At 56.8% G+C, this 25096-nt stretch carries 25 protein-coding genes; 8 read left to right on the top strand and 17 right to left on the bottom strand.

The annotated features are described in order from the left end of the window. Positions 1-85 precede the first annotated feature (85 nt). Complete coding sequence (locus JF70_RS01290) at positions 86-1090, bottom strand: LacI family DNA-binding transcriptional regulator (RefSeq protein ID WP_045935002.1); 1005 nt, start codon at positions 1088-1090, stop codon at positions 86-88. Between the two features lie 401 nt (positions 1091-1491). Here JF70_RS01290 and JF70_RS01285 point away from each other — a divergent pair, with 401 nt between their 5' ends. From JF70_RS01285 to JF70_RS08410, 3 genes are all read left to right on the top strand, one after another. Continuing rightward, positions 1492-2508 carry an ABC transporter substrate-binding protein gene (locus JF70_RS01285; protein WP_231578782.1) on the top strand — a complete coding sequence of 339 codons (1017 nt, stop codon included), beginning with the start codon at positions 1492-1494 and terminating at the stop codon, positions 2506-2508. Further along, positions 2505-3293, top strand: a complete 789-nt coding sequence (locus tag JF70_RS01280; protein ID WP_045935001.1) for an ABC transporter permease — start codon at positions 2505-2507, stop codon at positions 3291-3293. Before JF70_RS01285 ends, JF70_RS01280 begins: the two co-directional genes overlap by 4 nt. Positions 3294-3472: 179 nt before the next feature. Next, entirely contained in the window at positions 3473-4525 is a 1053-nt protein-coding gene (locus tag JF70_RS08410; RefSeq protein ID WP_052690664.1) for a DUF805 domain-containing protein, read from the top strand. Positions 4526-4576: 51 nt separating this feature from the next. Here the strand turns inward: JF70_RS08410 and JF70_RS01270 are convergent, their stop codons facing one another. Continuing rightward, positions 4577-5437: a hypothetical protein gene (locus JF70_RS01270; RefSeq protein ID WP_156149549.1), complete on the bottom strand. Its 861-nt coding sequence runs from the start codon at positions 5435-5437 to the stop codon at positions 4577-4579. Between the two features lie 81 nt (positions 5438-5518). After that, positions 5519-6175 carry a histidine phosphatase family protein gene (locus JF70_RS01265; protein ID WP_045934999.1) on the bottom strand — a complete coding sequence of 219 codons (657 nt, stop codon included), beginning with the start codon at positions 6173-6175 and terminating at the stop codon, positions 5519-5521. A 214-nt stretch (positions 6176-6389) separates the two neighbouring features. Here JF70_RS01265 and JF70_RS01260 point away from each other — a divergent pair, with 214 nt between their 5' ends. The 3 genes from JF70_RS01260 (at position 6390) to JF70_RS01250 (ending at position 8768) form a co-directional block, all read left to right on the top strand. Further along, complete coding sequence (locus JF70_RS01260; protein WP_045934998.1) at positions 6390-7727, top strand: MFS transporter; 1338 nt, start codon at positions 6390-6392, stop codon at positions 7725-7727. Between the two features lie 78 nt (positions 7728-7805). Beyond that, positions 7806-8312: a GtrA family protein gene (locus JF70_RS01255; protein WP_045935991.1), complete on the top strand. Its 507-nt coding sequence runs from the start codon at positions 7806-7808 to the stop codon at positions 8310-8312. A 108-nt stretch (positions 8313-8420) separates the two neighbouring features. Beyond that, positions 8421-8768, top strand: coding sequence for a phenylpyruvate tautomerase MIF-related protein (locus JF70_RS01250; RefSeq protein WP_045934997.1), 348 nt, complete (start codon positions 8421-8423; stop codon positions 8766-8768). A gap of 120 nt (positions 8769-8888) precedes the next feature. Here JF70_RS01250 and rplI read toward each other — a convergent pair whose 3' ends face one another. The 10 genes from rplI to JF70_RS01200 form a co-directional block, all read right to left on the bottom strand. Continuing rightward, on the bottom strand, positions 8889-9338 hold the full coding sequence (gene rplI / locus JF70_RS01245) for a 50S ribosomal protein L9 (RefSeq protein ID WP_045934996.1): 450 nt from the start codon (positions 9336-9338) through the stop codon (positions 8889-8891). A gap of 14 nt (positions 9339-9352) precedes the next feature. Then, positions 9353-9601 (bottom strand): 30S ribosomal protein S18, encoded by a 249-nt coding sequence (gene rpsR / locus JF70_RS01240; RefSeq protein WP_015021310.1) that lies wholly within the window; start codon positions 9599-9601, stop codon positions 9353-9355. 36 nt (positions 9602-9637) lie between these two features. After that, positions 9638-10255 (bottom strand): single-stranded DNA-binding protein, encoded by a 618-nt coding sequence (locus JF70_RS01235; RefSeq protein WP_029677658.1) that lies wholly within the window; start codon positions 10253-10255, stop codon positions 9638-9640. An 88-nt stretch (positions 10256-10343) separates the two neighbouring features. Beyond that, the gene (rpsF, locus tag JF70_RS01230) at positions 10344-10640 is read right to left on the bottom strand and encodes a 30S ribosomal protein S6 (protein ID WP_015021308.1); all 297 of its coding nucleotides are present in this window, start codon (positions 10638-10640) and stop codon (positions 10344-10346) included. 139 nt (positions 10641-10779) lie between these two features. After that, positions 10780-11811 carry a dTDP-glucose 4,6-dehydratase gene (rfbB, locus tag JF70_RS01225; RefSeq protein ID WP_045934995.1) on the bottom strand — a complete coding sequence of 344 codons (1032 nt, stop codon included), beginning with the start codon at positions 11809-11811 and terminating at the stop codon, positions 10780-10782. A 25-nt stretch (positions 11812-11836) separates the two neighbouring features. Further along, entirely contained in the window at positions 11837-12985 is a 1149-nt protein-coding gene (locus tag JF70_RS01220; protein ID WP_052690662.1) for a LicD family protein, read from the bottom strand. After that, positions 12978-14108, bottom strand: coding sequence for an NAD-dependent epimerase/dehydratase family protein (locus JF70_RS01215; protein WP_045934994.1), 1131 nt, complete (start codon positions 14106-14108; stop codon positions 12978-12980). The genes JF70_RS01220 and JF70_RS01215 overlap by 8 nt, the downstream gene beginning before the upstream one ends. Beyond that, complete coding sequence (locus JF70_RS01210; RefSeq protein ID WP_082069316.1) at positions 14108-14866, bottom strand: IspD/TarI family cytidylyltransferase; 759 nt, start codon at positions 14864-14866, stop codon at positions 14108-14110. Before JF70_RS01210 ends, JF70_RS01215 begins: the two co-directional genes overlap by 1 nt. A gap of 38 nt (positions 14867-14904) precedes the next feature. After that, a complete protein-coding gene (locus JF70_RS01205) occupies positions 14905-16182 on the bottom strand; it encodes an ABC transporter ATP-binding protein (RefSeq protein ID WP_045934992.1) in 1278 nt (425 codons plus the stop codon). Then, a complete protein-coding gene (locus tag JF70_RS01200) occupies positions 16182-17021 on the bottom strand; it encodes an ABC transporter permease (protein ID WP_045934991.1) in 840 nt (279 codons plus the stop codon). Before JF70_RS01200 ends, JF70_RS01205 begins: the two co-directional genes overlap by 1 nt. A 140-nt stretch (positions 17022-17161) precedes the next feature. Here JF70_RS01200 and JF70_RS01195 point away from each other — a divergent pair, with 140 nt between their 5' ends. Beyond that, positions 17162-18340 carry an acyltransferase family protein gene (locus tag JF70_RS01195; RefSeq protein ID WP_052690661.1) on the top strand — a complete coding sequence of 393 codons (1179 nt, stop codon included), beginning with the start codon at positions 17162-17164 and terminating at the stop codon, positions 18338-18340. 6 nt (positions 18341-18346) lie between these two features. Here JF70_RS01195 and JF70_RS01190 read toward each other — a convergent pair whose 3' ends face one another. The 3 genes from JF70_RS01190 to JF70_RS01180 form a co-directional block, all read right to left on the bottom strand. Then, positions 18347-20425: a DUF6541 family protein gene (locus JF70_RS01190; RefSeq protein ID WP_045934990.1), complete on the bottom strand. Its 2079-nt coding sequence runs from the start codon at positions 20423-20425 to the stop codon at positions 18347-18349. Between the two features lie 109 nt (positions 20426-20534). Continuing rightward, positions 20535-21476, bottom strand: coding sequence for a glycosyltransferase family 2 protein (locus JF70_RS01185; protein ID WP_045934989.1), 942 nt, complete (start codon positions 21474-21476; stop codon positions 20535-20537). Then, positions 21476-23173, bottom strand: a complete 1698-nt coding sequence (locus tag JF70_RS01180; RefSeq protein WP_045934988.1) for a glycosyltransferase — start codon at positions 23171-23173, stop codon at positions 21476-21478. The genes JF70_RS01185 and JF70_RS01180 overlap by 1 nt, the downstream gene beginning before the upstream one ends. 118 nt (positions 23174-23291) lie before the next feature. On the opposite strand from JF70_RS01180, the gene JF70_RS01175 reads away from it, so the two are divergent. Further along, the gene (locus JF70_RS01175) at positions 23292-24269 is read left to right on the top strand and encodes a glycosyltransferase family 2 protein (protein ID WP_045935988.1); all 978 of its coding nucleotides are present in this window, start codon (positions 23292-23294) and stop codon (positions 24267-24269) included. Positions 24270-24288: 19 nt separating this feature from the next. Here JF70_RS01175 and JF70_RS01170 read toward each other — a convergent pair whose 3' ends face one another. Further along, positions 24289-24990: a metal-dependent transcriptional regulator gene (locus tag JF70_RS01170; protein WP_045934987.1), complete on the bottom strand. Its 702-nt coding sequence runs from the start codon at positions 24988-24990 to the stop codon at positions 24289-24291. Between the last annotated feature and the right edge of the window lie 106 nt (positions 24991-25096).

Below are 25096 nucleotides of genomic sequence, written 5' to 3'. Positions count from 1 at the left end.
TGAAAATCATTTACAGGGACGACACAGCCGCCCGACACGCACATGATTTGTCGAGCCCCGACCCCTGCGTCAAGCAGGAACGGACCTAAGCCAGCAGGCCCCTTGGCACGAAGAGGGTTTGGGTGCGCAGACGGCGATCCACGCCCATGCCCTCCGGAGCCTGCCGCCCCGGCTCAATCATGGACAGGAGCATGTCAACGCCCTGGCGGCCCATGCGATCCACCTGCTGGGAGATGACCGACACCTGGGGACTGATCAGTTGAAAGACCTCCAGGTCGTCGAAGGAGACCAGGGGCACACGTGAGCGCAGGTCGCCCTCCCACTCCATGGCGACGGCCTTGATGGCATCGGCCGAGTAGCCGAAGATGACCGCGTCCACCCCTTGGCCGAGCAGGTGGCGCATGGTCGCGGCCGCCCGGGGACGGTCCTCGAACCCCTGGCGGACCACCAACCCCGTCAACCCCTGACGGGCATCCACGCCGTCCAGGAAAGCCTGCTCGCGCTCGCGGAAGGTATAGGAGCGGCTCTCTGGGCCCGGGACGAAGGCCACTCGTCTGCTTCCCCTGGCTACCAGCGCGTCCAGGGCCGCCTCCATGCCGGGTACCGGGTCGGAATCCACCAGAGGGACGCCGGGCAGGGTCCGGTCCGGACGGTCCACGAAGACCACGGGGAATTCCCTTGCCAGCATGGTGCGCAGCATGGGCGACGTGGGCCCGTCAGGCACGACCAACACGCCGTCCATATGTCGGGACAGAAGGATGCGGTAATAGTCCTCCTGCCTGCTGGCCCGGCAAGAGGACACGCCGATCAGGGGCGCGTAGCCTGCCGAGTAGAGCTGGTCCTGAACCGCGTAGACCAGCTCGGAGAAGTAGGGGTTGCGGATGTCGGGGACCAGCAGACCTACGGCATGCGAGCGCGAGGATCGCATGGAACGGGCTCGGCTGTCGGGGATGTAGCCCAGCTCCATGGCCGCCCTGCGGACCCTGTCCTTGGTGGGCGGGGAGATGCGCCCCTTGTCGTTGAGCGCCTGGGAGACCGTGGATACGGACATGCCCGCCTGCTTGGCCACATCACTGATGGTCACCGACATGGGAACCCTCCGTCGAACCCTACCGAAATCGGATGTCTTGCTCCGGACGGGACCGACAGCGGCCGGCCCGCACGGACCTCTCGTGAGTCTCCAGTATAAGGGCATATGATGCAACCTTTCACCACGGCGAGGCAGGAGCGGCCGGGTTGGACTAGAGTGGTCTTGTTCGCGCGGCTGGTGGCAGCAGCCGTGGCACACATCGCAGAATTCCATCGGTCAAGACCGTATCGGATCGTCGCGCGGGCTCCTCACCTTCCCGTAGCGGCCCCGATGCGGATGGGCACCAGGGGTGTCGGAGAGGCAAGGTGACAGTGATGAGCATGTCGGAGAACAGTGGCTTCAGGAGAATTCCCGGCCGCAAATTGATCGTACGGGCGCTTGCCCTGACAGCGGCGCTCTGCATGGCAGCTACGAGCGCAGCCTGCGGGTCCAAGGGTGCAGAGAACAAGGCCGATGACGGCTCCAAGCTCTCCTTCATGCTGGATTGGACGCCCAACACCAATCATGTGGGCATCTACGTGGCCCGGCATCTGGGCTACTTCGACAAGGCCGGCCTGAAGCTGACCATCCTGCCCACGGCCCAGGCAGGAGCCGAGACCTCAGTCCAGAACGGGGTCGCCGACGTAGGTTTCTCCAAGCTGAGCAACTTGGCCACCTTCAACTCCCAGGGGGCCGACCTGCGGCAGGTCTTCAACATAGGCCAGCATTCCGTGGCACGTTGGTGCTCGCTGGCCTCGCGCACCGACATCCAGACCCCTAAGGACTTCGACGGCAAGACCTTCGTCAGCTTCGGCTCGGCCGAACAGACGGCCGTGGTCAAGCAGATGATCCGCTATGCGGGCGGCAAGGGCGACTTCAAGCGGGTGACCAGCGGCACCAACACCTTCGCCACTTTGACCAGCGGCAAGGGCGACTTTGCTGGCTTCTACGCCAATTGGGAGGGCGTGGAGAGCGAGCTCAAGGGCCCGGCACTGCACTGCTTCACCCAGGCCGACTGGGGAGTGCCCGGCAACCCCGACCAGCTGGGCTTCGTGGTCAAGAATTCCTGGCTGCAGCAGGCCGGCCACCGTCGCGCCCTGACGGCATTCGTCAAGGCCTGCCTGAAGGGATACAACTACGCCCTGAGCCACCCCGACCAGGCGGCGGACATCCTGGTCAAGGAGACCAAGGGATCGGCCATCGACCCGACCCTGGCCAAGCGCTCCATGGAGAGCATCGTCAAGGAGGGGTACTGGGTTGACAGTCCAGAGCAAAAGAGCATCAGCGGACTGATCAACGTCAAGGATGCCCAGGATTATCTGGACTTTCAGTTCAAGGCAGGCACCTACCGGGACGCCAAGAAGGCAGACCCCGACAAGGCCCCTCAGGCCAAGGACCTGTGGACCGATCGCTACGTCCGGGAAGCAGCCGATCAATGAGGGTGCGGCAGCAGAGCGGTACCCGGGCGCTACCTCCGACCATCACCCTGCTGGCACTCCTGATCATCTGGGAGCTGGCCGCCCGCCTGGGCGGAGTCAGCGAACAGGTTCTGCCGGCACCCAGCCGAATCCTGGATGCCACAGTGCAATCCCGGGAGGACCTGCTGCCCGCCACCGCCATCACCGCCCTTGAGGGCCTTCTGGGCTTCCTCCTGGCCTCGGTCCTGGGAATAGTGATCGGCCTGGCCCTCTACAGCTGGCGTACCCTGCACGACGCCCTCTATCCCCTGATCGCCGGAGCACAGATGATCCCGCTGATCACCATCGCCCCCCTGTTCGTGATTTGGTTCGGATTCGAACCCCTGGGCAAGGTGGTCATCGTGGCCGTCTTCGCCCTCTTCCCTATAGTGGTCCAGACCTACCGGGGCCTCAAATCAGTGCCCCGCTTCTACCAGGACGTTGCGCTGAACTGCGGGGCGACTGAAACCTGGACGCTCTGGCATGTCAAGCTGCGAGTGGCCTCCGGGCAGATCTTCGGCGGTCTGCGCATCAGCGCCGCCTATGTCTTCGCCACCGCGGCCACCTCGGAGTATCTGGGCGCCAGGAACGGTCTGGGCATATGGCTGCAATCGGCCTTCAACTCCTTTAGAACCCCGCTGATCTTCTCGGCAACCCTGGTCATCATCCTGCTGACCGCCCTTCTGCTGGGCCTGATCACCCTGACTGAAAGGCTACTTCTGGGCGATGCCGGCGATGATCATATGGTCAATCCGGACGACGAGTGAAGAATCCTGCAGCAGCAATCAAATACCGAATCTGACAGACTGATCCGAGTAAGTGTGACGAGTCCCCCCATCCCCGCACTATCAATGACTAGCAGATAGAAGAACCGGCCTGCCATAATAGGAATATACGGCAAAGTCAGATTCAGGATTATCAACAGAAGATGAGAGGGACGATATCCATGAGCCATCCAGATGATACGAACGACGGGAACCAGATCCCCAATGACCAGGGTTCGGCTGATCAGGGTTCGGCCAACGACTGGTCCCCGAAGGTCCCTAGTGACGGAACCGGCTCAGAAACCACAGCCTACCAGAACCAGCCTCAACCAGGACAATCCGGCTATGCACAGCCGGCTTCGGACCAGAGCGACATCTACCATCCAACGAGCGAAGCCCAAAGCCCTGCCGGCGATTACCACCGGGAACAGCCATACCAAGGGCAGCCATACGGTCAACAGCCACAGGGTCAACAGCCAGGCTACAACCAGCAACAGCCCTATGGTCAACAGCCCAATGAACAGCAGTACTACGGACAGCAGCAGGCGCCTTACGGTCAGGGTCCGAATCCCGGCCAGTCCAACGGCCAGCCCAACGGTACAACCCCGCCGTCTGGCTATGCATCGGACAACTCTTATCAATCGCCTGAAGGTTGGTCGCAGGCAGGCTACCAATCGGGGTATCAGGCAGGGTACCAGCCCGGACCTCAGGTCCCGCAGTATCCGGCCTACCCCTATGCGGATGCCGGGTACAATGGCGAGCCGCCGCTGAACGCACCCTGGTACGGCATTGACTTCGTAAACGCCTGCAAGCGGTTCTTCGTCAAATATTCCGTCTTCTCCGGAAGGGCCTCCCGTGGGGAATTCTGGTGGGCTTTTCTAATGATCTTCCTCATCAACCTTGCGATCTCGATCATCAGCTCAGGATCCAACTTTGTGGGACGGATTCTGTCCCTCCTGGTCACCATAGGACTTTTCATACCCAATCTGGCCGTGAGCATACGACGCCTTCATGACACCAACATGTCCGGCTTCTGGATACTCCTGCCCTTCGTAAGCGAACTGGCGGGCAGCATCCCTCTGATCTTCGCCATCGTGGCTATTGTAGACGGGCATCCAGAATCCTCGCTCTCCCTGCTTGGCTTGGGAGTATTGATCATGATTGCCGGAACCGTCGCCGGGATCATTCTGTTGGCCCGGCCCAGCGATCCACGTGGAGCACGCTTCGACCGCTGAATCCACCCTGCCCTTCGCCTTGACCGATGCCAAGGCGAAGGGCAGGAGGTCTTAAAGCTCCACAGGAGGCTTGTTGGGGTCCTCGGGCACATGGGCGAACTTGGCCTGCAGGGCTTCGCGGCTCTTGCGTTCGTCATCCTCCTTGGCCTTGCGCTTGGCTTCCTCGGGGTCCCAGAGCACCTCCTGACGATGGTGGTCCCACTCAGCACCCACCAGAGGAGCCAGCAGGTCGGCGAAAGCCTCAGGATCATCCAGTAACCCCAGGGCGTGGATGACGTCCTCGGCAGACAGGAAGGCCCGGGGGATGCCCAGTCGCTCATTGAGCTCATTGACATAGACCAAGACCGGCGCGGCGGCCGCAGCATGGTCAGAGTCGGCGCCGGCGCGTTGAAGCAGATCACGGCAGATCTCCAGACTCGTAGCCAGGGCCTGGGTCACTCCCTCCTTGCCCCGAGAGGATTCGGGGGATTTGTTCTGACCATCCAGAGACTGCTCGGCCTTGGCCACGCCGGCAGCCACATCCTGCTGCCGAGCCTGGTCCCAGCCGCTGCCCAGGGTTTCGGCCAAATCCGCAAGCGTCTTGGACTGGTCGTCCTGCGCCTGTGCAGCCGCCTCGATGGCATCGTTGGCCGCCATGAGGGCATCCACCAGATCCTGGGGACGACCGGGGATGTCCTCAGCGCCCTCATAGACGTATTCAGCGTCTGGGATGGTCACATCCTCTCCCGTCATCAGTTGCGCCAGCACCATGCTGATGCGCACCTGCAGGTCCTCCGCATATTTGGCGTCGTTGGCCAGATGCTCTGCATTCGTCAAGGGCCAAAGGTCCACCAGCCTGGCCCCCTGCTCAGCTGCCTGAGCCAGGGCGGGCCGTCCGGCTATCGCATCCAGGCTTGCCTGTACATCCACCATGATCATCACGCTCCTTCATCGGGTTCTCGGACAGTCATCCACGACAGTATCCCCAGCCATCCTAGGCCGCTCGAGCGGTCTTTACACGCCTGCCGCCGGGTCCGCATAGGCGATTCCCAGCAATTTGCCGGTTTCACAGTCCAGGGTGATGGAGGTCACAGAAGCCAGGGCAGTGGCCCGAAGGAGCATGTTGTGCTCGGGATGACCGGTCTCCAGGAGATGACGATACGACCAGATGGGCGATTCATGCGAGACGGCGAGGACCTGGGCGTCAGGATGGTTATGAACCACCTGCCGGACGAAATCCCCCACTCGCCGGGCGATCTGCCGATAGGACTCCCCCCAGCTGGGACGGCGCAGATCCAGGATCAGCCGCAGGTTGGAGGGTCGCCAAAAGGCCCCCTGCCCGTGACCGATGCGTTTGCCCCGGAATTCGTTGCCGGCCTCGATCAGACGACGGTCGTAGATAGGCTCCAACGGTTTCAAGCCGTGCCGGACACGAGCGGGGTTGATCTGCTCAAGCAGAATGTCCGTGGTCTCCCGGGTCCTGTCCAGCGGAGAGGAGTAGACGGCTTCCAGATTGCGCATGCCGGGAGCCTCGGCCAAAAAGCGGGCCGTCGCCTCGACCATGGCCCTGCCTCTGTCAGACAAATGGAATCCCGGCAATCGCTCATAGAGAATATGATCGGGATTATCAACCTGGCCATGACGGACGAAATGTATGGTCGTCGCAGGCACGACCCACCTCCCAAACTCCCCGACAGGCCCCATAAGTGACCATGGCGGAGGGTAGAATCATCAGTATCCGAATGGCACCGATCAGGCGCCGATATGGTTACCACTGTAGCAGTCCCCCCAGCAGCCCCACATCCCTTCATGCGTCTGGAAGGTCCTGTGGAAAAACATGCTTCGGGACCGTGAAAACACCCAAGGAAAGCGAGACGAACAGCCCATGCCACGGCAATTGAAGGCGGCTTTGATCGAAGCCGGTCACAGGGTCTTCGGAGGTTACTCGGCGCTCCTGCGGCTGCCGCACACGGCTCGGTTCGCAGTGGGGTCGGTCATCGCCTCCATGCCCTTCCCCATGGTGGGCATGACCATCACCATCTCGGTGCAGCACTACTACGGCAGCTATTCCCTGGCTGGCGCCCTGACCGCCATCCAGGCCGTGGCCCTCGCCCTGATAAGCCCCATGCTGGGCAAGATGGTCGACAAGTTCGGCCAGCGGCAGGTCTCCATCCCCACGGTTCTGGTCTGGATCGTGGCCGCCACGGTCCTGATTACGGCCATCACCGCCCACGCTCCCACCTGGGTGCTCTACCTGGTCACCCCCTTCATGGCGGCCATTCCACCCTGGGGAGCCATGAGCCGTAGCCGGTGGACACATCTGCTGCGTGGCGACCATCGGGCCACCAACCAGGCCCTGTCCCTGTCAGGCGTCTTCGATGAGGCCATGTGGGTGATCGGCAACCCACTGGCTTCCATACTGGCGGTCATTTCAGGCGTGTTGGCCTTCTCCTTCACCGGGATCTGCGTGCTGGTCGGGGCCTTCATGTTCCTCTCCTGCCGAGAAACCGAGCCGCCCTCGCAGACGGACATGGCCCGCGCCCAGGGCATCACCCGCAAGGAGTACCGGGAGCGTCAGGCTCGGCAGGTGGCTCGTCTGCGGGCACAGGAGGGCGGGAACGGCCGCAGCGGCGCCTTCTGGAGCGCCGGCATGATTGCCGTCTGTGCCACCTGGTTCGGTCTGGGAGCCTTCCAGAGCGCGGCTTCCATCTCCATCATCGCCTTCGCCACCGAGCAGGGGATGAAGCAGATGACCGGGTTTGTCTTCGCCTGCTTCTCCTTCAGCTCCCTGGTCGGCGCCCTGCTCTACGGGGCCAAGAACTGGACCATCCCCCTCTGGAAGCGTTTCTACTTCTGCCTGCTGGTGGTCAACCTGGGCATCGGAACCTTCATGTTCGCCAGGAATCTGTGGACCATCATGGTCATCTACCTGATCATCGGCGTCTGCCAGGCACCCACCTGGATCAACGGCAACCAGCTCATGCTCCACCTGGTGCCGCCCATCCGCTTCACCGAAGGCATGGCCTGGTTGAGCGCCATGAATTCGATCGGGTCCTCGGCCGGTTCGGCTGTAGCAGGGCAGTTCATAGACCGTTACGGATCCCAGGGCGGGTTCGGGGTGGTCACTACGCTGGCTCTGGCCTCGCTGGCCATCGCCTTTGTGGGCTTCCGTCAGATTCGCAGCAGCACCGAGGAGCCCATTCTGACCGAGCTGCCCGCCTGAGGGCGTAACGTAAGGCTTTTGCGCACAAGCGGCTCCCGGTACCCCGCCAGCACAGGAGGAATGATTGAATGGGCTACCGTGCGTAGATTAATCGGACAGTTGCTCAAGTTCGGCATCGTGGGCGTCATCGCCTTCCTGATCGACATCGGCATCATGAACCTGCTGATCATGGGTCCGCATCTGAACAATGTCCTGGCAGGAGCCATCTCCTTCCTGATCTCCCTGGTTTTCAACTATCTGGCCAGCATGCGCTACGTCTTCAAGCATCGGGAGGACATGGCCCGGTGGATGGAGATGGCGGTCTTCCTGGTCTCCTCGGTCATCGGTCTGGGAATCAACGAGGTGATCCTGTGGATGGGCACCGCCATGCTGCCCCCGGATGCCATCACCACCATGCACGCCCGCTACCTGCTCTACGCCAACATCGCCAAGATCACAGCCACCGTGGTGGTGGCCATCTGGAACTTCCTGATCCGCAAATGGTTGCTGGACGCGCCAGCCCCCGGCAAGCCGGTCAACCCGCGTTCGGTGGCCCACCGTCTGGGGGCCTGGTCCCTAAGTCATCGGCCCTTCGGCTGGCACTGAACCAGCCCGTCCGGTCGAGGCTACTATGGGACGGGAATAGTCAGCCATCCGCCGGGCGGACCGAATCATCCTGATTGGTCATGCCGGGCGGACCCGAAAGGAAGCACCATGCCCGTTATCCACACTCACGTAAGCACGCCCCTTACCGCCGAACAGCGCGAGCGGATCAAGACCGCCTACGGCAAGGCCATCACCGCTGTCCCCGGCAAGTCCGAGGGCTGGCTCATGTGCCCCTTCGAGTCGGACATGCCCATCTACTTCGGTGGTGATGACAGCAAACCCGCGGCCTATGTTGAGGTCAACGTCTTCGGCAGCGATGTGCCCAAGTCCGCTTGGGAAAGCCTGACCAAGACCATCATGGATACGTTGGAATCGGAGCTGTCCATCCCCAAGGACCGCACCTACATCCGCTACACGGCCACCACCGACTGGGGTTGGAACGGCGGCAATTTCTAAATCGGATAATGCCCTGTAACGCATAAGGAGGCCTTCCCGCGCATAATCCGCTGCGGGAAGGCCTCCTGCTTAAGCCCAGATCCCTATTTCAAGGGATCCTTATGGGATAGGTCGCATTTGCTACTCAGCGACGACCTTGACCGTGAAAGCAGCCGAGATCTCGGGGTGCAGAGCTACGGTTGCCGGGAACTCGCCAGTGGTCTTGATGGTCTCCACGGAGATGGCGCGGGGATCCACGTCGGCCAGGGGGCGAAGGGCCTGGGCGATGGCATCGTTGGAGATGCCGCCGAAAAGCTTGCCCGAATCGGACACCTTGGCTGCGATCTCGACGGTCTGCCCATCGATGGCGGTCTTGGCAGCCACAGCATCCTCACGGGTGGCCATGGACTTGGCGCGACGGGCCCGCTGCAGGGACTCGATCTGCGCGGCGGCGCCCTTGGACCAGGCGAAAGCCAGTCCCTGGGGAATCAGGAAGTTGCGCGCATAGCCGGGCTTGACTGCGACGACGTCGCCCTTGTGACCCAGATCGGTCACGGTATCGGTCAGAATAACCTTGGTTTCCTTTGCCATAATCCTGACCTCCCTCAGCGACCGTTGGTGGCGTAGGGCAGCAGGGCCATCTCACGGGCGTTCTTGATTGCCTTGGAGATCTCGCGCTGCTCCTGGACGGTGACGCCGGTGATGCGGCGGGAACGAATCTTGCCGCGGTCAGAGATGAACTTGCGCAGCAGAGCCACGTCCTTGTAATCGATGGTATGAATCTTGGCGGCCCTCAGAGGATTCGGCTTCTTCTTGAAGGGCTTGACCGGCGGTTGCGGCCTTTTACGTGACATTGGTACTCCTTAAATGAATGATGACGCTATGAAACTTCAGAATTCGGGTTCGTCCCCGGAACCACCGAACTCACCGGTGGACCCGAAGGATCCGAAGGAATCGCCGGACCCGGTCGATGACCAGGGATCCTGAGCAGGGGCCTGCTGGCTCTGCGCTGGCTGCTGACGACCCATGGGGGCCGATGCCGCGCCGGCGCCGCCCTGGTAGGAAGCCCCACCCTGGTATCCGCCGTTGTTGGAGCCAGCGAAACCACCACGGGATCCTCCGCCACCAGTGTTGGCATTCCTGGTGACCTGGGCGGTGTTCCGTGTCAGTGCGGGTCCAATCTCGTCCAGACGCAGCTCCACGACCGTGCGGTTGTTGCCCTCACGATCCTGATAGGAGCGCTGCACCAGACGACCCTGAGCGATCACCCTCATGCCCTTGGTCAGGCTGGCCTGAATGTTGGAGGCCATGGGACTGTAGGTGGAATCCCAGGCCGAGCAGCGCATGAAGAGCGAGTCGCCGTCCTCCCACTGCCCGGAGTTCCTGTTGAACTGCCTGGGCGTGGACGCGATGGTCAGGTTGGCCACCGTGCCTCCATTGGAGGTCGTACGCACCTCCGGATCCGCAGTGAGATTACCCACCACGGTGATGTATGTATCTCCCGCCATGTCACGACCTTTCCTCGGAATGAGGACTTGGGAATGGGCCTGCTGGGGCGAATGTCAGCCGACGCTTCGATGTCCTTTTACTGTTTGCTTACTTGTCATCCTTGCGAAGAATCTTGGTGCGGATGACGGACTCGTTCAGGTTGAGCACACGATCGAGCTCAGCACTGGCGGAAGGCTCGCAGGTGTACTCGACCACCACGTAGTTGCCTTCCTTATGCTTGTCGATCTCGTAGGCCAGCTTGCGACGGCCCCAGACATCGATGTTGTCGACGGAGCCGCCTTCCTTGGTGACCACCTCGAGATACTGGTCGGTCAGCTTCTTCAGCGAGCGCTCATCCATGGCCGGATCGGCAATGAACATCAATTCATACTTATGCGCAGACATCACCCACCTCCTTTGGACTTACAGGTCACGGACCTTCCGTGACAGGAGGGTGTATTGCACGCCATTCGCGGCAGAACAGTTCTCTGGCCACGATGGGAACCCGATTAGTTTACATCCAAGGGTGGTACAGCTACAAATATCAGTGTCCCTGCTCCCGATAGCGAGCCTCGACTGCCTGCTTATCACCTACCCACCACCTGCGGTGACAACGATACCAGTCAATCGTCTCTGCCAGACCCTGCTCGAAGTCTCGGTGCAAAGGCTGCCAACCCAGATCTCGCCGTATCTTTCCGGCATCGATGGCATATCTACGATCCCCTCCAGGCCGATCTGCCACCAAATCGAATTCGTCCGGCCCACGGCCCATGAGGCGCAGGATCATCCTGAGCACCTCCATGTTGCTCAACTCGCCATCCGCGCCGATGAGGTAGGTTGATCCAGGCGCTCCATGAACCAGGATGCTCCAAATGGCCCGGCAGTCATCCTCCACATGGATCCAATCCCGGACCGCACGTCCTTGGCCATAGATTCGTGGACGGATTCCGGACAGGATGTTGGTGATCTGCCGAGGAATGAATTTTTCAATGTGCTGATAGGGACCGTAGTTGTTGGAGCAGTTCGAGATGGTCACCCGGGTCCCATAGGTGCGCCACCAGGCTCGCGCTAAATGGTCCGCTCCTGCCTTGGTGGCCGAATACGGACTCGAGGGCCGGTAAGGGCTGGCCTCGGTGAAACGGTGCGGATCATCGAAGCCGATATCGCCGAAAACCTCATCAGTGGACACCTGATGGAAGCGAAGGCCGTGGCGACGGGCCGCCTCCAGCAGAACATAGGTGCCATAGAGATTGGTCCTGATGAAGGGCGCTGGATCCTGGATGGAGTTGTCGTTGTGCGACTCAGCCGCAAAATGGACGATGGCATCGACACGAAACCGGCGAATGGCCTGTTCAACAGATTCCGCGTCGCAGATATCGGCATGGACCATATCGATCCGATCGGGAATAAGGCCATGGAGGTTATCGATCTTGGCTGCATAGGTGAGCAGATCGTAAACCACGATGTGCGTGCCAGGATGGTGGGCCAGCACATAACGCACAAAATTCGTGCCGATGAACCCGGCACCCCCCGTCACCATCAGGCATGAGGGCCCCGACGACTCATGGCCTTCCATGCTGCCCGAACGAAGCCCAGACGTCTCACTTCCGTTCTTCATCACCAGGAGTCCGTTCCCAATCCTCCGAAAGCATCCTGCGCATGGCTCGTACCGATTCCGGCGAGGTAATGTACTCATCGGCGACATGCTCATGGGAATGCATGTCGCGCGGCAAAGCCATGTAGTCGCCATAGGCCTTACCCAGGTACTCGCGATAATTCCTGGGCACTGGAACAGAGATCCCGCGGAAGGGCAGAGTCGTCGAACCGGTCCAGTCACCGGTCAAGTAGGGACCGGATGAGCGCACCTCGTCGATGTTTTCAATGCCCCTGATCAATCCTGCAGCGCCATCAGCTGTGGGCAGGATGGATACGCGAGTCGCCAGATCTGCCAGGTGTGCCTGCAGGTCGGATTCCAGGGCGGGTATCAGAGGATCCGCCCCGGAAATGTAAATATCCCGGCTCCAAGAGGAGCTCGCGTATTGTTTGCGGATTTCCTGGACAAACTGTAAACGTTCCTGCGTGCAGATTTGCCAAGCATCTTCCGGATTGCCAGATACCCAATCCAGGGGGAAAAGATCGACAAAACAGGGGTTGGCCTCATCTATTGACCGGAATCTGATCTGCTTGCAAGGCACATACCAGTCCCAGACGACCGTGACACGGAAACGTCCATCCTCGTGCACGGCTTTTTCCAACCTGCTCAACTGTTCGCGAGTGATGTAGACGTCAATATCGTCATCCCAGGGGATGAAATCCTGCTGACGGAAGGCGCCCAGCACTGTGCCGCCGGTACCCCAATAGGATATCTCATGATCCCGGCAAAACTGATCAAAGAGTTCGAACAGCCTTGCCTCCGCATCCTGGAAGAGCGCATGGATGCCTTCGGCCTTGGGCAGCCCTCTGAAGAATCTGAGTTGAGCCTGCTCAGTGGTCTCATGATCTCCCCGGAACAGCTGCCAGTACATGACGCTATTCGAATCATGGACGTATTCCAAGGTCTCATTCAGCGCACGGCATTGCCTCTCCAAGCGGTCAAGACTCTCCTGAGCCTTGTCCAGGGCCTTCCGCTGATCATCGATCACCTGAAGGAGTCGAGCATATCTGGCATCATCCTGCGCCCGGAAGTCCCGCAAAGACCGGGAGGAGATGGGCAGGCGCCCCTTGATGCCGGCAATCAGACGGCTATTCATTGTCCATGCCTTTCCCTGCGACATTGCCGGTCTGCCATGTTGACGGCCGCATGCCAAAATACCGACCGGTGCGTTCCAGTCCTTGCGCCAGTCCGACCTCTGCCTCAAATCCCAGAGCCCGCATTTTGGAAGTATCAAGAATATTGTCCTCCGGAGGAGAGAAGCGCGCAAGCTCATCCTGATCAGGCTGTTCATACCGCACCATACCGCCCGGACGTCCAAAAAGCCGAGTCAGTTTCCGAGCCACCCCGGCTATGGTGACTTCTTCCTTGCCCTTGGCGATGTTGTAAGTCGAATCCTGGCCGCGCAGCAGAAGCAGCATGATGCCATAGACCGCGTCTTTGATATAGCAGTAGCTACGTCGCTGCAGACCCGGGCTGTGCATTTCGATGTCCCTGCCCTCTTGAAGCATCCGCAGAAAAAGCGTAATGATCTTGGGATCGTCCAGCCGGTCACCCGGGCCATACAGGTAGGCCATACGTGCCACAGTCACAGGAAGGCCCAGCTGCAGACGTGCCCCTGCGCAAAGGTTTTCAGCGGCTAGCTTGCTGATTGGGTAGCAGTTGCGGACCACTGCCGGGTCAAAGCTTCCCCTATCCCCCTCCTTGAGGATCCCCTCCTGGCTATGACCTCCATAGGCTTCAACGCTGGACAGATAAACCACTCGGAAGGGCTTGGTGTCCAGATCCGCCAGATATTGCAGAATCTGCTCAGTCCCAACCACGTTGGTCATCATGGTCCCCATGGGATCGGATTGGTAGGCCACGGGGTCGGCATTGCTGGCGGCGTGGATGCAATACTCTATCGGACCTTCGTTTTGCAGCGAGAGGGGGGCGCGAAGATCCTGTTCCACGACCTGCAGCCATGAGTCCTCCCAGTCGTCGCCCAAAACATCTCGCAGACGTTTCCGACTCCTGACCACAGCAAGAACATCGATATGCAGGCCATGGCGACGACGCAAAGCAGCTATCAGATGCAGAATGAAGGAACCCACAAAGCCTGTTCCGCCGGTAATCAGTATCCTGCAGCCATCCAGCTCCCGCCACAAGTCCGGATGGGCGTCGGCCAGACCATTCACATCCTGTTGCAGAATGTCTGCATCGACTCGTCCTCTCCCCGTCATCAGGACATTCCCTTGGCATCGAGATAGGCCTCGAAGAGCGCCACATCCTCGGGACTGGTGAGCTTGAAGTTGGAATTGTCACCGGCTACCGCATGAACCACATGACCAGTCTCGATCAGCAGCGTGCAGGTAGCTACCGAATCATGAATACCCATCTCATCAGCCTGGCGATGGATTAGTGAAAGATCGCGCAAACGCAGGCTCTGTGGGGTCTGGGTTCGCATGACGTGAGAACGTTCAACCACCCTGCTGCTGGACTCGCCGTCATCGGTATGAAGCAAAGCCTCGGTTGCCGGCACTACAGTGACGGCATTGCCGTATTTCTCCACACCTGCGATGTTGGCGTTGATCACTTCTTCAGTCAGCAAGGGGCGAACACCGTCATGGATCAGAATGATGTCCTCAGGCGAATACTGTTTCTCAAGATAACGCAGACCGCAACGAATGGATTCGAAACCGCTGGCACCTCCAGGTAAAACAGCTCGGACCTTGGTCAGCCCGCAATCTTTGACATACTGCTCAACGATTCCTGTCCACTCGGGCAGGGATACGACAATGATGTCCTCGACGGCCACTGCTCGTTGAAAAGCTTCCAGGGTATAGACCAGTACCGGCTTGTTCCGAACTACCAGAAACTGCTTGGGCACCGGTCCGCGCATACGGGCGCCAACCCCACCGGCCAATACCAGGGCGACGACCCTGACGGCGGGCTCCTCCGGGGAATCCATACTCCTCTTTCCCCAACTCTCGTGACTCATATTCCGATTCTATCGAAAGTGCTGCGGGTACAGACAGGTCAGAGTGATTCCTCGCCCAAAAGACTGATCTGCAGCCCACGGTCGCTCAACAAGGCGTACTCCCTGTTTCGCTTGTCTCTGATGGCAAAGACACAGGAGTTCTCGTCATTGGTGAAGGCAATCATTTTGGTGGGGGCATTTTTGTCCGCTTGCGCGGCATCCCGCACGCGCAGGGATACGACGAGACGAAATTCGCCATTGTTGAAAATGTTCAAGGGCACCGAACAATGCACCACCTGATGCCCACAGGCTTTTAGACGGATGACATCGGAACCTGTGTCATAGGCTATGCCGCCGCGTCGAGTGTCGTGCATGGCGATGGCCATATAGAGATTGTCATACTCAGCGCAGTCGTATTCCACGTCAAAACGGAAGGTATCCGAGCTCTTGCAGACCGAGGATGATACCGGATAGGCGCGCAGGAGGGGTACCTGGGCGCTGAGACCGGTCGGATATTCATCCCCTTGCTTCTTGCCATCGGATTGCTTGTCGGGGGCCTTGAGATTTTCCAAGGTGTACCGGTTGGCGACATCATCCTTGTCGCCGTTAATCACCACATGGCCGTCCTTGATCAGAATCGCCCGGTCGCAGTACTTCTTCACGGCACCCATGTCGTGGGTGACGAGGATGACCGTCTTGTTGGGATCCTTCTTGACCTCGGTGAAGTAATCATCGCATTTGCGTTGGAAGGCCTCATCGCCGACAGCCAGTACCTCATCCAGGATCAGTATGTCGCCTTGGGCCTTGATGGCCACGGAAAAAGCCAGGCGCACCTGCATGCCGCTGGAGTAGTTCTTCAGCTTCTGATCCATGAACTCGCCCAGTTCAGCGAAGTCCACGATGTCATCGTACATGGCATCGACCTCGCTGCGGGTGAATCCCAGCAGGGCTCCGTTCAAGTAGACGTTCTCACGGCCTGTCAGCTCCGGGTTGAAGCCGACGCCCAATTCGATAAAAGGCACCAGCTTGCCCGTATAGGAGATGCGACCGCGTTCAGGATAGTAGATGCCCGAAATCAGCTTGAGCAGGGTTGATTTGCCGCTGCCGTTGCGTCCAACGATGCCGAAAAAGTCACCCCGATGCACCTGGAAGGACACATCCTGCAGCACCTGCTGCTCCTTGTATCCCTTGATTCCTCGTGTCCAGTTGATAAAGGCCTGCTTGAGTCCTGTGGCTTGTTCGGTGGGCAGACGAAAGACCTTATCCACATGCTCCACAGACAGGACCACGGGCCGATCGTCTTTTTTCTGACGGATTGGTTCCCCAGCCTTGCTCATCACATCACCTCGGCGAATTTGTGATTGTACTTGCGGAATACGCATACACCCAGCACCACCATGATCACAGTGAGCAGGATAGGGATCATGGTCACGAAGGGATTGCTGATCTGATTCCATACCGTGGGGGTGGTTTCCGGAGCGATGAATGAATGCCGGATATCCTGGATGGACTGCGCTATAGGGTTGAGCAGAAGCAGCTTGGCAACGACGGGGCCCCACCAATGATGGATTCCCGACACCGCCGTCAGAGGATAGATGACAGGGATGGAATAGAAAATCACCTGCTGCAACACATCCCAGATATGCGAGACGTCACGGAAGTAGACGTACATGGTAGCCATGATCAGAGTGAAGCCCAAGGCCAGAATATACAGCTGGAATACGCTGATGGGCAGCAACAGGACTCTCCAAGTGAAATGCACCCGGCAGAAGATGGCAAAGATGAGAACCACGATCAGGTTGATACCGTAGCTGATCAGCGCCCCCATGGTAGCAGATACAACCACGATGTAATTGGGGAAATGCACCTTACGCAGGAGGTCGCCACGATCCACAATGGAACGCAGGCCTATGGAAGTTGACTCGTTGAAGAACTGCCAGGAGCTTATACCCAGAAGCAGCACGACGGGATAGGTCGGCGTGCCATCGGTCATCCTGAGGAATTTGGCGAAGACCAGATACATAACCACGAAGAGCATCAGCGGCTGCAGAACGGACCAGGCAACCCCAAGGAAGGATCCCTGATACCTGAGCTTGAAATCGGTCTTGACAAGCTCACGCAGGATAACCAATGAATAGTGGTATCGCTGGCGTAATCTATCTACGATGCTTCTCACAAGCGTACAGACTACCAGAGCCCGCCAATGACAAGAGCTCTCCTACTTCCTTTGTTCATTACTAACACAATGGTTTGAGTACTATCAAGGAAGAGTCGCAGCGATCCACGACCTAGTTTGATAAACGTTCTGGAGGCCTTATGCCGAACAAGCAACGAGACTGGAAATTTGAGTTCCTAAGAATCGTAGCGATGCTGCTTATTGTTACGACTCACTTTTTCGCCGATGACAACTGGGCAGTACATACCGATCCGGCCCAAACGGGAACGTGGGCGGGAGCGACTCATAATGCTCTCAGTTTCCTTGGACAGGTAGGCGTCACCCTGTTTGTACTCATATCAGCCTATTTTGTAGCCACCAAAACGACTAGCCCTATCAAACGTCTGTGGAAGTTGTGGATACAGATTTTTCTCTACTCAGCACCTATATTTTTACTGTTTCTTTTCTTGAAATGGAACCATGCCATTCCTGAACACTACCTGGCTGGAGTGACTGTCAAAAGTGGCCTGGTCTCTTTCCTCCCCATCACCGAAATAGCCTATTGGTTCATCAGCGCATATTTCATCATGACCGCTTTCAGCCCGTTCATCAACAAACTTATGGAACATTTAACCTCTGCACAATCATGGATCTTGACTGCCATGATCATATGGGTGACGTTCATATGGCGAATACTCAATGCGCAGAGCCAGTATTATACCGATTGCGGTTATCTGATTTCCATTTACCTTATTGGTGCAAACATCAGGCTTTACCCTGAAAGACTACCACGCATCCATTGGTATTCTGCACTTATTTGCACTGTGATCAGCTTCGGCCTGTGCGTAGTAGGCACACGCGCACTTGGCAGGCAGAACTCAATGACCGCCATCCTAGGCAATCCGCCAACCAACCTTTTGACCGCAGGACCTGGTGCTTCGCCAATACTTGCTGTAATATCCGGCTCCGTCATATTCATCTGGGTAACACAGATTCGTACACTCAACCGTGGCAATACTCTTTGGAGCAGGCTCATCATTGCTCTTGCACCATCCACGCTGGGCATATATTTAATTCATGAAAACTTCCTGATTAAACCACTGTTGTGGGATACAGTTTTCAAAAGCCCCGAGCCTATGGGGCTCCTTGCCAAGCTGATTTTTGCAGCAGCAACTATAGCCCTTGTCTTTCTCGTGCTCATGCTTGTCAGTTATATATATAATTTCCTCATCGTAAATCCCGCTATTAGAGTAGTCTCGCGGATTCATCTCTCTGGCAGGACAACCGGCAGGCATATAGGCATAGATGATCAGACCGCACGCAACAATCCTGCCGAATAGCTTCAGCTAGCATGCGCGACTATCGATTCTGTACAATCGCATAATTCCTTGCTGCAGAACCGGAGTGAAACCAGGTGTGCCATCATGAACGGCGTCGACACCACGCCAATCGCGCTTTTTATAGCTGGCATAGTCGGAGATTACTTTGGCCTTGTCATCGGGGTCTGGCTTATAGTCGGTACGGTCAAGAAGCATCAAATACTGCGCGTGTGATTCCTTGACAGCTCGGCATACATGCTGATCCTCATCCATGTTGGCCAAGCCGTTCATAATCAACTTGCTCTGGACCGTAGGCTTACCTAGCCAGTTGCCTTGCCATGCCTTGTAATAGACGTTCAGATCATCGATTCCCCACGCGTAGACGCTGCCATCATATGGTTGGTTGAGAATCAAGGATCCCGGTGGAACAATCTGACGGACCTTTTCAACAAAACGTCGCTCGTCAGCGGTGTAGCTTTTGGGCTCGTCTCTTGAATTTGTGTACCGCAGATCCCTGGTTACGGCGCCGAAAGGCGTATCGACGCTATGGCTGCCGCGCATGTGGTAATTCGGGAAGAAATTGATAATTTCCACGACGACAAGCACAGCAGCAAACAATGCGATCCGCTGGCGTGAATCATGGCCATCGACCATAACACCATCAAACAATTTGACAATCACGTTCATCAGTGACCACAGGCCAATTGCCGCCAATGGTATGCCGGTGAACACCGCCGAAGCCCCTAAACGATAGGCGTCATGGTACCAAAATCCCGTAAGCACAGCCTTGGCTCGGCCATCAGTCGCAGCCGAGAGGAAATAGAGAAAACACATTAATATGTGTGAGCATCCCAGCCATAGGAATTCTCTATGAAGCAACACATACAAGAACCCCAGCATGACCAATATGCCAAGCATAAACTGTGGCTCGGCATCATGAAAGCCCAGAAAGGCAATATCAAATATGGCCTGGGGCTTGGTTTCAAACGATGGCCAACCCCAGCGTACGGTCCGTTGCATAAATGGCACCTTGTAAAGGCCGACCCACACACAGGCGATCAGCAGCAGCACCGCTGCACTCAATACAGGTACCGTCAAAGCCCGATTGGCTCTTAACTTTGAGGCATCGCAATATCTCGGTATTTGAGTCATCAGATATGGAACGAGAAAGATTCCCATGGTAAATACTGCATTGGGCTGAGTAATTGCTACGCCGATTATATTCGCTACCAGCAATACTCCATCTTGAGCTCTGCGTTTCCAGCTGCTCCTTGCGTCAAGGATATTGAGGAAAAGAACCATAGACAATGGAAGTATCGCGAACGACAACAGATTGGAATACAAGGGGCCGAACGCCAAAAATCTCCATGGGAATGCGGTAAACATCAACGTAGTGCACATACAAAGAATCATCGCTGGACGCAAACCGGACAGCACTTTTTTCAGCAAAAGGAACATGGAGCCAGGGAATACAAGAGCAATAATGCATGCATTGACCGCATTCGCCGCAATCAAAGGACTCACACCTGCAGTACCAGCCACCAATGCGACCAGCGAGTGCCAACCTGTTGGGTAGAAAGATGACCCAACCGTTGGAACAATATTTCCGGAAGTCAGAGGCGACATATCCCCGGTAGTCAGGAATTTCCTGACTATACCCATGTGCCATGCGTTATCGAATAGCTGCGAATATGAATCTGGACCATCCAAATTGCGAACCAACACGAAAGTGGTAATAAAGATGCCGACCGTCCAGAAGCCAAACAGCACCAGCCAGTCATGCCGTTTCTGCACATTGCCGTCTGAACCAGCAGCATTGGCATCGCGCTTCATTGCATCCACGCTCAGTTTCTGCATTACCACTTTGACCAGCAGGGGGATGATTGATATGCAGAGTGAGACACCCACTACAGTTCCGACAGAACTCTTTATGCCTATCTTCTGTTCAATTATTTCCAAAATCCCATACAGCGCCAAGGCTATTGGCGGGGAAAGCAACAGGGAGGTCCGTCTCGAATATCCAAATGCGGAAACGAGTAGAAAACCAGGAATATATAGTAAGCCCGCAGCCAGCAGCATAGATGCTAGGAAGGAAAGCCACATCATCTTTTCTACTGTATCCTTTCGCGATATCCGTCACGTTTGATTCGAACGCTCGGTTGCAGAGCGCCGAAAAATCATAAATGGTAGATATTTTCCTTCTTGCACGCCAATATCATTGATTCCCAACTTGCGGATAATCAATTGACGGGTTGAACCTTATAGCTTCGATCATCTTGCCATACATTTGTCGACGCAACTTCTTATCCACTCCACCGGACCGCATGGCATACCAAACCTGGGCGCAAAAGAGCAGATAATGGACCAGGCTTTTGTGATGCAGTCTGTAGGATCCCTGATTACGAATGCCATAGGCGAACTTCCAGGCGTTCTTCTCGTTGATCATCGAGAAATTGACTCCCTTGTTCTCACCCATATCGTGCACCACTACGCTATCGAGAACCTGGACTCCGGGGCAGTCTCTCGTAATACGCAAGGTGTACTCAGCATCGTCAAACCAGATGAAGTACTCCTTGTATGGCAGACCATAGGCTTCCATGACCCAACGTGGGATGAGCACAGATACGAAGGATGCCTGATTGATCAGCACCAGATCCCTGAGCCCCATGGCTCGCAACCGACCCCAGTCCCAGGTAGGTACAGGATTGTTCATTTCTGAAATGGTTCCGTCGATGTATTTGATCAGGGAGCAGGCAAAGGGAATATCCGGGCTCAAAGCCTGGGTGGCCTGTTCGTAGCCTCCGAGCAGTTTTTCCAAGGCATCCGGCTCAGGATATCCGTCATCATCGAAGATCCACACATAGTCGAAACCCATCCGGTAGCCCTCGCGCATGCCAGCAGAGAAACCACCGGCCCCGCCGACATTCTCGGGCAGGGTGACAATGCGAAGCTCCACCTTCCCTTCCAGGGGGAATGCGTCCTGATACTCATGCAGATAATCCGCAGTCCCATCGGTCGAAGCATTGTCGACAATAATCAGGGCCTTGGGCAGAAAGGTCTGGGACTCCAGGGAAGCCAGAACCTTCTTCAGCTTTTCCAGACGGTTGAAGGTGACGACGACAGCGGCCACATTCCTCCGGTTATCTACAGCATTCATCACTGCGCCCATTCTCCCAACATTCGGGTGAAGAAGGAGTCGGCCGATTCCTTCCTTGAAAACTCCTGAAGCCGTTCCAGCTCCGCCGTCCACAACCGCCTGCGATCCTCTTCATGACCATCCATCCTGAGCAAGGAACGGACCGATTGGCGGACCAGCCCCAACGATTGCCGAGGCAACAGCCCCTGAACAGGAACCAGCGTCGATTGGGAACCGACATCAGCGCTCAACACCGGCATGCCCCGACTGATAGCCTCGATGGTCGTAAGAGTAATACCCTCATTGATCGAGGTGATCAGCAGAGCATCCGCCCAATCATATGTTGCAGAAACAGGCTGAGAGACATCACGACGTTCCACTACATGATCCAGGCCATATTTCTCAAGAAGTTTGCGTACCTCCAAATCCATATCACCGCTGCCATGCATAATGAACCGAAAACGACCCGGGAAACGATGCTCCATTTCCTTGGCGACATTGATAAATGCCTCCGGGCGCTTCTGCCTGGTCATCCTCCCTACAAAGGCGATATGAAAGACATCCTGTTGCACCCGATCCTTGTACCTTGGATGCATCTGATCGGCAGTCAGACCAACCAAGGGTGCCATAACCACCTTTTTCGCCGATATGCCATGATGATTTACCAGCCAATCCTGCAGTTGCGGCGAAATGACATGGTGCAGATCGATGTAAGGGTCGCGGCTCACGCTCTGGTTGGGATAGCCACCGCGATCATGGTATTCAAGAATATGCAGTGAGTCGACAATGAACGTATGCGGATAGTACCGCTTGATCCACCAGAGCCGGTCATACATCCATTGATTGTGATGAATCAGGACGCCACGGATGTTATACTGCTCAAACAGAGCCCTGAGCAGGGGCACGTCGCCGATGCCATCCTGCGCAGGAAAGGTCAGATTGATGACGAGTGCATCATCCAAATCCTTGCTGACGATCCATGGCTGATGACTGTCATTGTTGGTGATGACGATAGGCAATAGCCCAGCTCTACGAGCCAAAGCGATTGTTTCCATGGCCCAGCGTTCGGCTCCCCCGGGCTGCAGCCAATGCATGGCGATAATGACAGCCTTGGGAGCCGAAGAATCCGGTTGCCCAGGTTCGATAGGACTGGCTGGATGATGCACAGCCCCACGAGCGAACAGGTCGCTGGGTGAATCGGGACGATAAGTCTCAATAGCCTGGTATCCCGCTTTCTCACGTTTACGCCTGAGCAACTCACGAACCTGATCGAACAGAAGCGGGAAATGCAGCTCACAGTAATTGTAGATCTGGTTGCGCATAGGCAGCCGAGATGATAGATTCCGGGCCTTGACCGTCATATCAGAGGCATCGTCCGGAGTAAGCAACACATACCGTTCATTCCAGTCAACCAATTGATGATGCGGATCAAAATAGTGCGGGGTAAAGGCAGTCTTAGGCTTGGACGTTGACCTGGCTTTGAATTCGACTACAGGTTTAAGTCCGGCTCCCTTGGTTAGAGAACCATTCAGAGTCGACGTATCCGTCAAGCGGGGATACTGCCAGTCTTCACCCATATAGATCTTGTAGAGCAGTTCTCGACCAGGCTGCATCAACGAATGGTAGTTGACTGCTGAAATAACCAACCGGCGTTGCCGTTTGCTCAAGCCATCAAGTTGCTTCCAGACATCAGGTCCAGTTTCAAATAGCTGCTGCATGTGGTCTATGCTAACCTGAGCGCGGTACGCGCAATGGGCATACCTCTGCTATTGCCCACAAATTTCATAATCCTATATAGACCTCAATCTGAGAATCCCTATATGTATAGTGTTAATCATGAAGCTTGCCTTGAAAGAAGCAACCATTGCCGTTCTCTTGCCCTGCTATAACGAGGAGCAGACGATAGGAAAAGTCGTTGACGACTTCCGCAAAGCACTCCCAACGGCGACCATTTACGTCTATGACAACAACTCCACAGACAAAACAGCTTCCATAGCACAATCCAAGGGCGCAGTAGTACGACCGGAACCACGCCAAGGTAAGGGCAACGTCATACGAGCTATGTTCGAAGACATCGATGCCGACGTATATGTCATGGCCGACGGCGATGACACCTATCCAGCGGAAAATGCTCCCGCTATGGTGGATAAAATCCTCGAGGGCTATGACATGGTGATAGGCGACAGACTAAGCTCCACCTACTTCCAAGAAAACAAAAGGCCCTTTCACAACGTCGGCAACAGATTGGTTCGCTCGGCAATCAACGGCATCTTCGGTGCGCAAGTCAAGGATATTATGACGGGCTACCGGGCTTTTTCGTTTACCTATGTCAAATGCTACCCGATTCTGTCCCATGGATTTGAAGTGGAAACAGAAATGACCATACACAGCCTGGACAGGAATTTACGGCTGTACGAAATGCCCGTTCAATACCGTGATCGTCCTAAGGGATCCCACAGCAAACTCAACACTGTGGGCGATGGGATCCGCGTGCTTTCCACCATTTTCAGAATGATCAGGGAGTACAAACCCCTTCCCTTCTTTGGAGGATGCGGCCTGCTGATAGACCTGGTCGGTTTCGGTTTTCTCTTGTCGGTAATGTTCGAATTCTGGCGCACAGGATCGGTCCCGCGTATTCCGACCCTTATCGGATCAGTACTGTTGATCCTTGTCGGTCTGTTATCCATCATTACCGGTATTGTTCTCGATGTTCTAGCGAAAAACGACCGAAGAGCCTACATTCATACCTCAAACTTATTCGCGTATCTTCACCGTCGTCAGCGAGAGCATGAGGCCAACCGCAGCGAACAGTAACGCTGTTCAGTACGACAAATCAGATAAGACTGACCTGAATCAATGCCGCCTGGTCTTTAGACAGCACAAGAAGGTCGTCCGAAGCGGAGTCGGAGCTGGAATGCATATCCGTCAGGCTTACGGCTAATTCATCATCAGCCTGCCTACTTTCCACCTGCACCAGACAGCCAGGCCCTATGCGGTAACTGCTGAGCGCACGAAGTATTTGTGAATCCTCGTCGCTGACTCGTTGCACTTTTACCGTCGTCCCTGCAGATACTTCCGAAAGAGGCCTTGTGGTTGTAGGTATTGGCGGAAGGTCCCCCTCAGGCGAGGGTATGGCATCCCCATGTGGATCGGCAGTTGGGTGTCCCAGATAGTCGTCGATACGGTCGACCATCTTGTCGGAGACGGCGTGCTCAAGGCTGTCCGCCTCCTCATGCACCTCATCCCAACCGTAATCGAGGACCTGCACCAGGAAGGTCTCCAGCAGCCTGTGGCGCCGGACCATGGTGACCGCGTAGCGACGACCGGTCTCGGTCAGCTCGACCTTGCCGTAAGGCCTGTGGGTGACCAGACCGGCATCGACCAGACGGCCCAGCGCGCCTGAGACCGTCGACTGTTTCATGCCCGTCCTGTCAGCCACCGCAGTGGGCTGGACAGGGCCCTTGTCCCATTCCTGAAGGTCCCAGATGACCTTGAGATAATCCTGGGCGCTGGAGGACAGTTCGGCAATTCCCATGTTCCACAGTCTATAGCACAGCTCCACGGCACGACCCGCAGGTAACCCAGCAGGCATATTTCGACATTGTCACAGCTCACCTCTGGTATTCTTCGTCAAGCGCCAT

The sequence above is a fragment of the Bifidobacterium mellis genome (assembly GCF_000967265.1).
In the GTDB taxonomy this organism is placed as follows: Bacteria; Actinomycetota; Actinomycetes; order Actinomycetales; family Bifidobacteriaceae; genus Bombiscardovia; species Bombiscardovia mellis.
This window is presented reverse-complemented; position numbering and strand designations above follow the sequence as displayed.